Raw genomic sequence first — 12415 nt, forward strand, 5'->3', positions numbered from 1 at the left:
CCCCCGGATTGATCGTTGGGTTTAATCAATGAAAAAGGGCGCGCCCGATCTGGACGCGCCCTTTTTTGTTTTGTGGGTAGCGGGTGCCTAGTTCGGCATCTGCCATTTGCCATTGACCAGACGCGGAATGTTCAGCGGGTTGGCATCCTTGATCGGTGCCGGAAGCAATGCATCCGGGAAGGCCTGATAGGAAACCGGACGGACAAAGCGTTTGATCGCCAGCGACCCGACCGAGGTTGCGCGCGAATCCGTGCTTGCCGGGTATGGGCCGCCATGAACCATGGAATGGCAGACCTCAACACCGGTCGGCCAGCCATTGATCAGAATACGACCGGCACATTTTTCAAGTGCAGGACGCAGAGCGGCTGCGGTATCGGCATCGGCATCAACCATGTGGATGGTGGCGGTCAGCTGACCGATCAGGGTTGCTGACAAAGCAACCATTTCGGCAACCGAGTCACATTCGACAATGATACCCGCCGGGCCAAACATTTCCTCGGCCAGTTCCGGATTGGCTTTCCAGTTGGCAGCGGTGGTGCGGAAGATCGCCGGGCTGCCTTCGAATTTGCCATCGCTATCGCGACGTTTCAGCGGGCAGGTGACGCTGGCATGTTTGCTCATGGCGTCGGTCACTTCGTGATAGGCGCTTGAGACGCGATCCGTCAGCATCGCCGCACCGCCAACCTGGCCAAGTTCGGCTGCGGCGGTTTCAACGAATGTTTCAAGATCAGCACCCTTAAGTGCGATAAGAAGACCCGGATTGGTGCAGAACTGGCCAACACCCATGGTCAGCGATCCGACCCAGCCCTTGGCAATGTCGGCAGCCTTTTCACCCATGGCTTGGGGCAGAAGGAAGACCGGGTTGTTCGAGCCAAGTTCGCCATAGAACGGGATCGGTTCCGGGCGGGAAACGGCGATGTCAAACAGCGCACGGCCGCCACCGGTCGAACCGGTAAAGCCGACGGCCTTGATCAGCGGATGGGCAACCAGTGCCTGACCGACCTTGCGCGTGCCACCATGGATCAGGCTGAACACACCTTTGGGCATGCCGGTTTTGATCACGGCAGCTTCAATTGCCTTGGCAACCAGTTCGGACGTGCCGGGATGGGCGGCGTGACCTTTGAAAACAACCGGGCAACCCGCAGCAAGGGCGGATGCGGTATCACCGCCTGCGGTCGAAAAGGCCAGCGGGAAGTTGGACGCGCCAAACACGCCAACCGGTCCTAGCGCCTTGTTCATCACACGGATGTCAGGCTTTGGCAGCGGCTGACGATCAGGCTGTGCGGTTTCAATACGCGCTTCGAACCATGAACCTTCTTCGATCCAGTCGGCAAAGAAACGCAGCTGGCCAACGGTACGGCCGCGCTCGCCGGTCAGGCGTGCAGCAGGCAGGGCAGATTCAAGATTGCCGATCTCGGTGATGGCATCGCCACGGGCATCAATTTCATCTGCAATCGCACGCAGGAATTCTGCGCGTTTTGCCGGCAGCATCGAAGCAAATTCTTCGGCGCAAGCCTGTGCGGCCTCGACCGCCTGATTGACGATTTCTTCGGTGCCGTGCTGGAATTTGGTCGGGAGCTTCTCGCCGGTTGACGGATTGTCAGCCTGGAAGACATCCGGGCCGTTGATCCATTCGCCTGCGATATAATGCTGTCCACTAAGCATGTGGGTCTCCTGTGGGGTTATGTCCTGTGCCTGACGGGGCGTGCGCAATGCTCTTTGACCTGTCCGGATGATCGAAACCAATCCGCGACTCCTATGCGTGGATTGCCTCGAACGGACAGGCCAAATGGCGCAGCCTTGATAAACTGAGCGCAGCTTAGTTTCCCGGACCACAGATGTAAACATCATACAATATTATAATACTGCGGCGCCGCTGCGGAAGCTGCATGGGCAGACATTAACAGAGCACGGAGAGTGCGTCGAATATTTTATACAATCTTATGGCCGATACGACTTGTAATAATTAATTCAGTCGGTTAACACAGCAATCTGCTCCATTTTCGCGGCCGACATTATGTCGGTCACAGTGCTGCCTGTCCACGCAGGCGACATCGCCAGCCAAGTGCTGGCGTAAAATGGATTTATCATGACGAACTATTTTCAAAGCCCGTTCAAGGGCAAGCTCCTATCCGAACAGGTTACCAATCCGAATATTGTCGTTGGGCGTTACAGCTATTATTCCGGCTATTACCATGGCCACAGCTTTGATGATTGTGCCCGCTACCTGATGCCGGATCGCGATGATGTCGACAAACTGATTGTCGGCAGCTTCTGTTCCATCGGTACGGGGGCTGTCTTTATGATGGCGGGTAATCAGGGGCACCGGAACGACTGGATATCGACCTTTCCATTCTTCTTTATGGACGAAGAGCCTGCATTTTCCGATGCGCAAAGTGCCTATCAGCCTGCCGGTGATACCGTTATCGGCCACGATGTCTGGATCGGGGCAGAAGCGATGATCATGCCAGGTGTCAAGATCGGGGACGGGGCCATGATTGGTTCGCGCGCCTTGGTAACAAAGGATGTCGAACCATATTCCATTGTTGGCGGCAATCCTGCGCGGGTTATTCGCAAACGATTTTCCGATGACGACATCAGAAAACTTCTGGAAATGGCATGGTGGCATTGGGATCTTGATCAGATCAGGGCGGCCATGACGCTTTTGACGTCAGGTGACATCGAAGGTCTTTATGCCTATTGGCAGACGTCACGGGCGGTCTGACCGCGACAGGGAAAGGCGGGATTTTCGCGCCTTTCCCAATCATCAGACTTTTTACCTTAGGACCTGGAATACCCAACAAGGTCGAAAAGGAAATCACCTGATACGCATCGCAAATGACGCGTGACAGGTGTGGATCACTGCAATCGGTGACAGTATCGGGATGGCGGGCTTTTGGTGGTCAGCTGGCTGCGGATTTTGGCGTGCGGCCAAAGATGCTGGCGAAATCGGTCTTGCCCGGTTTGGGGCGCTGAAGCTGCAGGCGGTCACGAATGGCATCAAGATGGCGTGACATTTCCGCTGCGGCAACATCCGGATCACCACTTGTCAGCGCCTTGAGCAGTTCGTCATGTTCGGTGTGCGAGCAATCAACGGGGTGCGGGCTTTCATACATCGCAATGATCAGTGATGTGCGCAGGATCAGGCGTTCAAGAAATTCCTCGATCACCAGATTGCCGGTCAGTCGGGCCAAAAGCAGATGGAACTCGCCCGACAGGATGATGGCGGCGCGGTGATCGCCGCGATGATGGGCATCATGTTCGCGATCAAGATGGCTTTTGATCTGGGCTGCGCGTTCGTCGGTCATGCCAAGGGCAACCTTGCGGGCAACGCCGTCCTCGATCATGCGTCGGGCGGAAAAGACTTCGATGGCTTCGTCTATGGTCGGTTCGGAAACAAAGGCACCGCGATTGGGAACAAGATTGATCAGCTTGTCATGGGCCAGCTGAAGAAATGTTGCACGAATGCGCGCACGGCTGACGCCAAAGGTCTGGGCCAGATCTTCTTCCACCAGTTTCATGCCCGGTTCGAGACGGCGATCAAGGATCGCGTCGAGCATTTCCTGATAGATCATTTCCTCCGGGCGCAGCTTCCCGCTGCCTTTATAGGTGCCGGTTTCTTCGGCCTTGGCCATCGTGACGATGCTTTCCGTCGTTCATGTTTTCGCGCGATGGTTTCTTTCTACAAAATTGTTGACGATCTAGACAACAGAAAATCGCGTCCGACGGATTTTGATCTTGCCAAATAATTGCATGTAAAATGCCCAATAAAATCGGTATGCGTAAAATTTGAACAATTAATGGGCATAAAACACGCAGCGTCTCTGCCCTATACAGCCCGATTACCGGTGACTCCCGCATAAAACTGCCAATAAAAACAATTGGCACGCATTTTGCCTGCAATCGACAACAGGATTGTTAACAATTTTGCATGCAGTGACGGGTGAGCGGATGAAGGGCAACGGAGCCATCGAACTAATTGCTGTCAGTAAATTCTATGGCAGCACGCAGGCGGTCAAATCCATTGACCTGCAAATTCCGGCAGGGGCGTATTGCTGTTTGATCGGCCCGTCGGGCTGTGGCAAGTCGACGACGCTGCGCATGATTGCCGGTCACGAAGTGATCAGCGAGGGCGATCTTCTGATCGGGGACCGCAATGTGACCGAACTGCCGCCGGTCAAACGCGGCACCGCAATGATGTTTCAGAATTATGCGCTTTTCCCGCACATGACCTGTGCGGAGAACGTTGCCTTTGGCCTCAAGATGCAAGGTGTCTCCCCATCGGATCGTAAAGATCGGGCCAAAGAGATGCTGGCCCGGGTCCAGATGGAGCAATTTGCAGATCGCAAGCCCGACCAGCTCTCTGGTGGTCAGCAGCAGCGCATTGCGCTTGCCCGTTCGCTGATTACCGAACCGTCTGTTTTGCTGCTTGATGAGCCGCTTTCGGCCCTTGATCCGTTCCTGCGGGCACGGATGCGCGACGAGTTGCGCCGCCTTCAGCAGGAACTGGGCATTACCTTTGTCCATGTCACGCACGCCCAGGACGAGGCGCTTGCGTTGTCGGACATGGTTGTCGTGATGGAAGACGGCATCATCCGCCAGAAAGGCACACCGCAGGAAATCTTCAATCAGCCGCGGTCGCGCTTCATTGCCAATTTCATGGGCGGGCAGAACATCTTCAAAGGCACCGTTTCTGAATCCGGTCCGGCGGGAACCCTGCTTGCGCGTGGACCAGACAGCTTTTTCCTGCCGGGCTTTGCCGATGGCAAGGCGGGCGAGGAACTTGAATTTACCATCCGTACCGACCTGATCGGTCTGGATGAAACGGCCCCGCAAGAGGCCCAAAACGGGCAAATCCCTGTCGAGATCACCACGGTCGAGTATCTCGGCCTTTGGGTAAGGATCGTTGCTACCACAAGCGACGGCAAGGAAATAACCCTGATGAAGACCGAAAGCGAATTTCGGCAGGCGCCAGTCAGGCGACAGGACAAATTCATCGCCTATTGGAAGCCCGAACATGCACATGTTCTGGCCTAAATAACCAACCAAACCAAAACAATCTATCAGGAGTGCTTCACATGACGATCGAGACCAAGAAATCCAGGAAGAATTTGCTGAGCGATACCGGTGTATCGCGCCGCGGTTTTGTTAAGGGTGCAGCCGCTGTTACGGGTGCAGCCATCGGTTCTGGTGCCATCACCGGTTTCCCGACCATCTGGGCGCAGAACATCAAGAATGTGACCCTGCGCCAGTTCGGTACGGGCGTTTCGAACATCAACGCGGTTGCCGACAAGGTCAAGGAAGACCTTGGTTTCACCCTTCAGATGACCGCCCTTGATTCGGATGCCGTTGCCCAGCGTGCGGTCACCCAGCCGAACTCGTTTGATATCGCCGATATCGAATACTGGATTTGTAAGAAGGTCTTCCCGGCTGGCACCATGCAGCCGATGGACACCACCAAGCTGAAAAACTACGAATATATTTCCAAGCTGTTCATCGATGGCAAGCTGACCCCGGATTCAGAAATTGCACAGGGTACTGCCCCGCATACCGTCGGCTTTGTCGAAGGTGCAGACAGCGTCAAATTTGCGTCGGCTCCGACCCAGTGGATGACCCTGATCCCGACCATTTACAATGCCGATACGCTTGGCATTCGTCCGGACCTGATCAGTCGTCCGATCACCAGCTGGGCCGATCTGCTTGACCCGGAATTCAAGGGCAAGGCATCGATCCTCAACATTCCGTCGATTGGCATCATGGATGCGGCGATGGTGTGTGAAGCCATGGGCGAAGTCACCTATGGCGACAAGGGCAACATGACCCAGGAAGAAATCGACAAGACCATTGCAGTCATGATCGATGCCAAGAAAGCCGGTCAGTTCCGCGCCTTCTGGAAGAGCTTCGATGAGTCGGTCAACCTGATGGCGTCTGGCGAGGTTGTCATTCAGTCCATGTGGTCCCCGGCAGTTGCCGCCGTGCGTTCCAAAGGCATCGCATGCACCTATCAGCCGCTTAAGGAAGGCTATCGTGCATGGGGCGGCGGCATCGGTCTTGCCAAGCATCTTTCGGGTCTCGAGCTTGAAGCTGCTTACGAATATATCGACTGGTATCTGTCGGGCTGGGTTGGTGCGTATCTTAACCGTCAGGGTTACTACAGCGCCGCACCGGCAACCGCGAAGAAGTTCATGTCCGAAGACGAATGGGGCTTCTGGATGGAAGGCAAGGCTGCACAGGGCGATATCCTCAGCCCCGAAGGCAAGGTTATGGAGAAAGCCGGCGCGGTTCGCGATGGCGGTTCCTATGAAGAGCGTATGAGCTCGGTCGCGTGCTGGAACTCTGTCATGGACGAGAACAAGCACATGGTCCGCAAGTGGAACGAATTCATCGCTGCCTAAGCGCGCGAGAAAAGACATTGATCGGGCGCGGTTCTGGCCGCGCCCGGCACCCCCGGTTAATAAATTTCAGTTGCCCGACTATTCCGTTCATGCGGCAGGTTTTCAGGGACAGAGCTTTTAGGGACAGGCAATGGCTTTTGATACGTCCAAACGATCGTCCTATTTTCTGATCACGCCAATGGCGGCGATCTTTGCGATCTTTCTTGTCATTCCGTTGCTGACCATCGTGATTGTCAGTTTCTGGGACTATGACGAATACCGGATCCTGCCCGACTTCATTTTGGATAATTACAGCTATTTGCTGGGGTCTTCCGTGACCTGGAAGATTTATCTCAATACTTTGAAATATGCCGCGCTGACCTGGGTCTTTACCCTGTCGATCGGCTTTACGGTTGCCTATTTTCTGGCGTTCCATGTGCGCAGTCTGACCTGGCAGATCGTGCTTTTCATGCTGTGCACGATCCCGTTCTGGACATCAAACATCATCCGCATGATTTCGTGGATTCCGTTCCTTGGCCGCAATGGTCTTTTGAATTCGGCACTGCTCAATCTGGGAATTGTCGATCAACCGCTTGAGTTCCTTCTGTTTTCCGATTTCGCAGTCGTGCTGGCAGATGTGCATCTCTATACCCTGTTCATGGTTGTGCCGATTTTCAATTCCATGATGCGTATTGATCGTTCCCTGATTGAGGCGGCGCGTGATGCCGGTGCCAGCGGGTTTGAAACCCTGCGTTCGGTGATTGTGCCGCTGTCCAAGCCGGGCATTGCCATCGGATCAATCTTTGTGATCACGGTGGTGATGGGCGATTTCATCACGGTCCGTTTGATGAGTGGCGGGCAAAGTGCGTCGGTCGGTTTGCAGATTTCCAACGAGATCGGGCTTTTGCAATATCCCGCAGCGGCGGCCAGTGCGGTCGTGCTCCTGATTACGGTATTGCTGATTGTGGTCGGGCTTTTGCGCCTTGTTGATATCCGGAAGGAGCTGTGATCATGGCCAAAACGCGTGAACGGCGTCCGACAAGTTTCTATTTTCTGGCAGCCTTTTTCACCCTGTTCGTCCTGTTCCTTTATGGGCCGATGCTGACCATTTTCATTCTGTCCTTCCAGGGGGAGAATGGTGGTCTGACCTTCCCGATGAACGGTTTTTCATTCCACTGGTTTGGCAACCTGTTTGAACGGCAGGCGGTGGGCGATTTTGGCGGATCCTTTACCAGATCGCTCAAACTCGGCCTGATTGTCATGATTGTGACTGTCGTGGTTTCATTCATGGCTGGTCTGGCATTTCGTCGCCGGTTCCGGGGTGACAGCATCATTTTCTATCTGGCGATTGCCAGTCTGATTGTGCCATCGATCCTGATTTCGCTGGGGATCGGATTGCTGTTCAATATCGTTGAATGGCAACCGCAATGGTTCACATCCGCCCTTGGGGCGCATCTGACATGGACCTTCCCGTTCGGGCTTCTGATCATGTTTGCGGTATTTAACCGGTTCGATCCGTCTTATGAGGAAGCCGCGCGCGATCTTGGGGCAAGCAACTGGCAGACGATCCAGTATGTGGTGCTGCCGATGGTCGGGCCGAGCCTGATTGGCGTTGCGATGTTCTCGTTCACGCTTTCCTATGACGAGTTTGCCCGCACCCTGATGACGGCCGGGTCGCTTAATACCCTGCCGCTTGAGATTTATGGCATGACGACAAACGTGACCACGCCGGTTCTTTATGCGCTGGGCACGGTGACAACCGGATTCTCGTTCCTGGTGATCGGGATTGCGTTGGGATCGGTGCTTTTGATGCGTCGTCGCAAAGGGCAAAAAGCATGAGCCGTATCGCTGTTATCAATCCCAACCTTTCGGCGGGATTTACCAAAAAGGTCGGCGATCAGGCGCAAAGGATTGTGGCAGCACAGACCGGTATCATTGCCCTTAATCCGCAATTTGGCCCCGACAGCATCGAAGGATATTACGACGAGGCCTTTGCCAGTGTCGGATTGCTTTCCGTGATCCGTGATCTGGAAGCAGCACCCGAACAACTGACCGATCCGGTTGGCGGATATGTGGTGGCCTGCTTTGACGATACGGGGGTGGATGCCGCCCGATGCCTGACGACAGCGCCGGTCATGGGATTGTGCGAGGCAGCCCTTCGTATGGCGGCCGCTGTGGCGTCACGATTTGCGATTGTGACCCCGATGCCGGTTTCGGTGCGTCCGCTTGAACATCTGGTGTCGAAATACGGGGCGGTATCGCAATGCGTGGTGCGGGCGGCCGGTGTCAGAACCCTTGATTTCGAGGGTGCAAATGCGGCTGTGGCCTATGACGCGCTTAAAAAACAGGCGGAGCTTTGCCTTCGTCATGACTATGCCGAGGCGATTGTTCTGGGCTGTGCGGGTATGACCGACATTGCAGATCGCCTGCATGCGGAACTTGGTGTGCCGGTTATTGACGGGGTCAGTGCGGCGGTCAAAATGATCGAAGCCATGGCGATGCTGGGATTGCGGACCAGCAAGGCAGGGGCCTATGCCAAGCCACCGGGCAAAAGTTATCACGGCATTTTTGCGGGCTTTGCACCGCAGCCCTGAGCCAGCCCGGATTGTAAATCAGACAGGCCCGTCAAAATTGCGGGCCTGTTTTTTTTTGGGGGGGGGGGATCAATGTCGCCTTGGGGCCTAGCTTTGCTTAAGGGCCTGTTCGACCTGTGCCAGATGGCGGCGCATCGCGTCTTCGGCTGATTTGGGGTCACGCTGTTCGATGGCGTCGACAATATCGCGATGTTGGGCGCTCAGATCGTTGATCAGGCTGTCGGAATGGCTGCTTTCGCGCAGTCGTGCCCATGCCGCATCACGCCGCACGGCATTGACGGCTTCGAACACGGCCAGAAACAGGGTGTTTTTAACCGATTCCGCCAGTTTCTGATGGAAAGCTGCGTCCCACTTTTCATATTCGCCCTGAGTGGTGGCGCGGGCGGCGTTATCTACCATGATCCGCATCGCATCAATATCGGCCTGCGATGCCCGCAGGGCGGCAAAGCGTGCCATGGATGGTTCGATTTCCTGGCGGACTTCCATGATTTCAAACGGGCTGGTTTTGGTGGCAATGCCTTCAAGCTTGCGCAGCCGCGGGGTTGGCGGGGTGCCGACGAAAGTCCCTTGTCCCTGTCGACGCCAGATCAGGCCTTCTGCTTCCAGAAGATCAAGCGCCTTGCGCAGCGCCCGGCGTCCGACGTCAAGCTGTTCGGCCAGATTGCGTTCGGCGATTACCCGGCCGTCTTTGACATATTCACCGCGGGCAAAACCGGATTTAAGCTTTTCAGCCAATCCGTGGGTCGCAAGGTCATTCATGGTCACTATTCTTTTTTTATGGCGTTCCCTGTTTCCGAACCAATCCGCACCTATTCTTGCGAGGTGCCATTTCCCAGAGGACTGGTTCGGATCCAAAGTCTTGATACTGGATGTCAGTTAAGCAGATCGTAGAACATCCGCAAAGAGGTTACCGCCAGAAACAGGCCGAAACACATGCGCAGTGCCCGTCTCGGGATGGTATGTGCGATGCGCGCACCAATCGGGGCGCACAGAACCGTCATCGGGATCAGAAGGGCCGCTGCCAGAACGTTCACATAACCGATCGAGAAGGGCGGGCGTCCGTCTACGCCGATACCTGACATGGCATATCCGATTGTACCGGGCAGGGCGATGATCAGGCCGATTGCCGCCGCCGTTCCGACCGCACGGCGGATGTCATAGCCGAGGAAATTCAGGACGGGGACGCAAATGGTACCGCCACCAATCCCCATCATGGCAGACAGGCTGCCCGCCAGAACGCCAAGAACCGCCCAGACAGATTTGGGCGGGTTTTTCGCCTCGTCGGTTTCACGGTCCTTGACCAGTATCATGTTGGCGGCAACCAGCAGAGCCACAACGGCAAAGACAATGGTCAGAACCCGGCCATCGGCAAGGCCGCCAATGGCCGTACCGATGATGACGCCGACAACAATGGCCGGGCCCCAATGTTTCAACAGGGCAATATCGACCGAGCCTTTTTTGTAATGGCTGCGGGTCGAGGAAATGGCGGTTGCGATGATTGTCGTCAGCGAGGTGGCGACCGCAACCTGCATGCGGAGCGACTCGTCAACACCCATGGTTGTCAAAAAGTGATAGAGCACCGGGACAATAACAATCCCGCCGCCTACGCCCAGCAAGCCCGCCATAATGCCGCCAACAACGCCGGCAAACAGCATTGCAGCGCCCCAGACCAGATAGAGGCTCATGGTGCCTTCGATTTCAATCATTTCGAACCAATCCAAACCAATTTTTGCGGTTATTTGCTATTTGTACTAACGCCAGACGGGACTGTTTGGCAACGATTTTGCGTAAAAAAGCCACGTATAAGGCGAAAAATGCGTGGTTTAGCGTTTTTGGGGTTGCGAAGACAAAGTTACGATGACAACAATATGTCGACAAAATGAAGGAACCAAAAAATAATTGGTTTCGATTGATCCAGTTCATTTATCAGGAGGCACTGAGATGTTCCGCAAGATTGCCGTTGCCGCCGGTCTGATGGCAGCCGCCATTGCAGGCCCAGCGCAGGCACAGGACTATCCCGAAAAACCGATCGAATTCATTGTTCCGTGGGGCCCGGGTGGCGGTAGCGACACGTTGATGCGCCTTGTCGCACAGGGTCTTGCTGAGGAAACTGGTCAGGCAGTGCCTGTCATCAACATGCCCGGTGTTGGTGGTAATATCGGTTTGGCCGAATTCGCCAAACGCCCGGCAGATGGTTATACCATTTCCCAGATCCATGAAGGTTTGCTGATTTCCAATGGTACAGGCATCACCGACCTGAACTGGGACAGCTTCATGCCGATCGCGCTGGTGACCTCGTCGCCGCAGTATCTGACCTTCTCCAAGAACGAGAACTTCTCGACCTTTGAAGAAATGGTCGCCTTTGCCAAGGATCATCCGGGTGCGGTTCGCGCCGGTGTGACCCTTGCCGGTGTTCCGCATCTTCACATGGCGATGATCGAAGATGCGTTCGACATCCAGTTCTCCTATGTCGGTTACGAAGGTACCGGTCAGCGTATCCGTGCACTGGTTGGCGGTAACATTGATGTTGCCATCGGTGACGTATCCTCTGCCGGTCAGTTTGTTGAAAATGGCGATCTGATCTTTGCTGCCGTCGGTATGCCGGAACGTACCGCAGACGAGCCGAATGTTCGCACCTTCAAGGAACTGGGCCATGATCTTGATCTGGCTGTGACCCGTGGTGTTGTTCTGCCCAAGGGCACCCCGCAGGATGTTGCTGACGCTCTTGAAGCCCACCTTGAAAAAGTCATGCAGAACGAAGACGTTCGCACCAAAATCAAGAATGTCGGCTCCGAAGCTGTTTTCCTTGGTCAGGACGCTTACAAAGCCTATCTCGGCAAACTGTCCGAGACGGTTGATCGTCTGGTTGGCAAGCTCGCAGGATGACGAGCGGGTCTGAGAAATCAGCAGCAGCGGGTGCACTTGCACCCGCTGCTTCTCGTGCTAGGACCGAATTTGCACGGCTGGTTTCCTACGTCGTTTTCGGGCTTGGTTCGGTCTATTTGTCGATGCGCGCGGGTGAGTTGCCGACGTCACGCTGGGAACCGCTGGGGGCCGGGTCATTCCCGCAACTGGTCTTTGCCGTTCTGGCAGGCCTGTGCCTGATTTCAGCGATTCGCGCGGTCATGGACATTCGCAAGGCCGGACAGCTTGATGGTCTTGCCGCAGCACTTTGTGGCTGGGTCAAGGTTCGCAGGATCTCCTTCGCCCTGTTCGGCTTGCTGGTTGCCTACCTTGCCGTCTTGCCGTTTGCCGGTTTCTCGCTGGCGACATTTGTCTTTCTGCTGATCACCCAGCTGATGATCGCAGGCATTTCGAAAAAGACCTTCATTCAGTCCGTGGTCGCCGCCCTGATTTTCTCGGTTGGCTTGAACCTGCTGTTTGCAGAAGTCTTTAACGTATTTCTCCCGCGCGGCGTGCTGTTCGCGGGCTAACAGAAGTTTACGA

The 12415-nt window shown here is 55.3% G+C and carries 12 protein-coding genes; 8 read left to right on the plus strand and 4 right to left on the minus strand.

From position 1 onward, the window contains the following. Positions 1 to 87: 87 nt before the first annotated feature. On the minus strand, positions 88 to 1665 hold the full coding sequence (locus tag ACTU44_RS02705; protein ID WP_114096497.1) for an aldehyde dehydrogenase (NADP(+)): 1578 nt from the start codon (positions 1663 to 1665) through the stop codon (positions 88 to 90). 424 nt (positions 1666 to 2089) lie between these two features. Here ACTU44_RS02705 and catB point away from each other — a divergent pair, with 424 nt between their 5' ends. Then, positions 2090 to 2725, plus strand: coding sequence for a type B chloramphenicol O-acetyltransferase (catB, locus tag ACTU44_RS02710; protein WP_462096596.1), 636 nt, complete (start codon positions 2090 to 2092; stop codon positions 2723 to 2725). A 178-nt stretch (positions 2726 to 2903) separates the two neighbouring features. On the opposite strand, the gene ACTU44_RS02715 is transcribed toward catB, so the two are convergent. Continuing rightward, the gene (locus ACTU44_RS02715; RefSeq protein ID WP_462096597.1) at positions 2904 to 3635 is read right to left on the minus strand and encodes a GntR family transcriptional regulator; all 732 of its coding nucleotides are present in this window, start codon (positions 3633 to 3635) and stop codon (positions 2904 to 2906) included. A 316-nt stretch (positions 3636 to 3951) separates the two neighbouring features. Between ACTU44_RS02715 and ACTU44_RS02720 the strand changes: the two genes are divergently transcribed. From ACTU44_RS02720 to ACTU44_RS02740, 5 genes are all read left to right on the plus strand, one after another. Further along, positions 3952 to 5037, plus strand: coding sequence for an ABC transporter ATP-binding protein (locus ACTU44_RS02720; RefSeq protein WP_114096500.1), 1086 nt, complete (start codon positions 3952 to 3954; stop codon positions 5035 to 5037). A gap of 41 nt (positions 5038 to 5078) precedes the next feature. Beyond that, on the plus strand, positions 5079 to 6395 hold the full coding sequence (locus ACTU44_RS02725) for an ABC transporter substrate-binding protein (RefSeq protein ID WP_462096598.1): 1317 nt from the start codon (positions 5079 to 5081) through the stop codon (positions 6393 to 6395). Positions 6396 to 6525: 130 nt separating this feature from the next. Further along, complete coding sequence (locus tag ACTU44_RS02730) at positions 6526 to 7383, plus strand: ABC transporter permease (RefSeq protein WP_114096502.1); 858 nt, start codon at positions 6526 to 6528, stop codon at positions 7381 to 7383. 2 nt (positions 7384 to 7385) lie between these two features. Further along, positions 7386 to 8213: an ABC transporter permease gene (locus ACTU44_RS02735; RefSeq protein WP_114096503.1), complete on the plus strand. Its 828-nt coding sequence runs from the start codon at positions 7386 to 7388 to the stop codon at positions 8211 to 8213. Continuing rightward, positions 8210 to 8968, plus strand: coding sequence for an aspartate/glutamate racemase family protein (locus ACTU44_RS02740; protein ID WP_462096599.1), 759 nt, complete (start codon positions 8210 to 8212; stop codon positions 8966 to 8968). The genes ACTU44_RS02735 and ACTU44_RS02740 overlap by 4 nt, the downstream gene beginning before the upstream one ends. Positions 8969 to 9055: 87 nt before the next feature. On the opposite strand, the gene ACTU44_RS02745 is transcribed toward ACTU44_RS02740, so the two are convergent. Together ACTU44_RS02745 and ACTU44_RS02750 are read right to left on the minus strand one after the other, a co-directional pair. Next, positions 9056 to 9727, minus strand: coding sequence for a FadR/GntR family transcriptional regulator (locus ACTU44_RS02745; RefSeq protein ID WP_114096875.1), 672 nt, complete (start codon positions 9725 to 9727; stop codon positions 9056 to 9058). Positions 9728 to 9840: 113 nt separating this feature from the next. Beyond that, entirely contained in the window at positions 9841 to 10674 is an 834-nt protein-coding gene (locus ACTU44_RS02750; RefSeq protein WP_114096505.1) for a sulfite exporter TauE/SafE family protein, read from the minus strand. Between the two features lie 235 nt (positions 10675 to 10909). On the opposite strand from ACTU44_RS02750, the gene ACTU44_RS02755 reads away from it, so the two are divergent. Beyond that, entirely contained in the window at positions 10910 to 11854 is a 945-nt protein-coding gene (locus ACTU44_RS02755; RefSeq protein WP_114096506.1) for a tripartite tricarboxylate transporter substrate binding protein, read from the plus strand. Beyond that, positions 11851 to 12402, plus strand: coding sequence for a tripartite tricarboxylate transporter TctB family protein (locus tag ACTU44_RS02760; RefSeq protein WP_114096507.1), 552 nt, complete (start codon positions 11851 to 11853; stop codon positions 12400 to 12402). The genes ACTU44_RS02755 and ACTU44_RS02760 overlap by 4 nt, the downstream gene beginning before the upstream one ends. Positions 12403 to 12415 lie beyond the last annotated feature (13 nt).

This window comes from Thalassospira sp. SM2505 (assembly GCF_054901115.1).

Bases quoted from the DNA above. Each gene is read 5' to 3' on its own strand.
- ACTU44_RS02705 (WP_114096497.1), bottom strand. From the start codon at position 1,665: ATGCTTAGTGGACAGCATTATATCGCAGGCGAATGGATCAACGGCCCG.
- catB (WP_462096596.1), top strand. From the start codon at position 2,090: ATGACGAACTATTTTCAAAGCCCGTTCAAGGGCAAGCTCCTATCCGAA.
- ACTU44_RS02715 (WP_462096597.1), bottom strand. From the start codon at position 3,635: ATGGCCAAGGCCGAAGAAACCGGCACCTATAAAGGCAGCGGGAAGCTG.
- ACTU44_RS02720 (WP_114096500.1), top strand. From the start codon at position 3,952: ATGAAGGGCAACGGAGCCATCGAACTAATTGCTGTCAGTAAATTCTAT.
- ACTU44_RS02725 (WP_462096598.1), top strand. From the start codon at position 5,079: ATGACGATCGAGACCAAGAAATCCAGGAAGAATTTGCTGAGCGATACC.
- ACTU44_RS02730 (WP_114096502.1), top strand. From the start codon at position 6,526: ATGGCTTTTGATACGTCCAAACGATCGTCCTATTTTCTGATCACGCCA.
- ACTU44_RS02735 (WP_114096503.1), top strand. From the start codon at position 7,386: ATGGCCAAAACGCGTGAACGGCGTCCGACAAGTTTCTATTTTCTGGCA.
- ACTU44_RS02740 (WP_462096599.1), top strand. From the start codon at position 8,210: ATGAGCCGTATCGCTGTTATCAATCCCAACCTTTCGGCGGGATTTACC.
- ACTU44_RS02745 (WP_114096875.1), bottom strand. From the start codon at position 9,727: ATGAATGACCTTGCGACCCACGGATTGGCTGAAAAGCTTAAATCCGGT.
- ACTU44_RS02750 (WP_114096505.1), bottom strand. From the start codon at position 10,674: ATGATTGAAATCGAAGGCACCATGAGCCTCTATCTGGTCTGGGGCGCT.
- ACTU44_RS02755 (WP_114096506.1), top strand. From the start codon at position 10,910: ATGTTCCGCAAGATTGCCGTTGCCGCCGGTCTGATGGCAGCCGCCATT.
- ACTU44_RS02760 (WP_114096507.1), top strand. From the start codon at position 11,851: ATGACGAGCGGGTCTGAGAAATCAGCAGCAGCGGGTGCACTTGCACCC.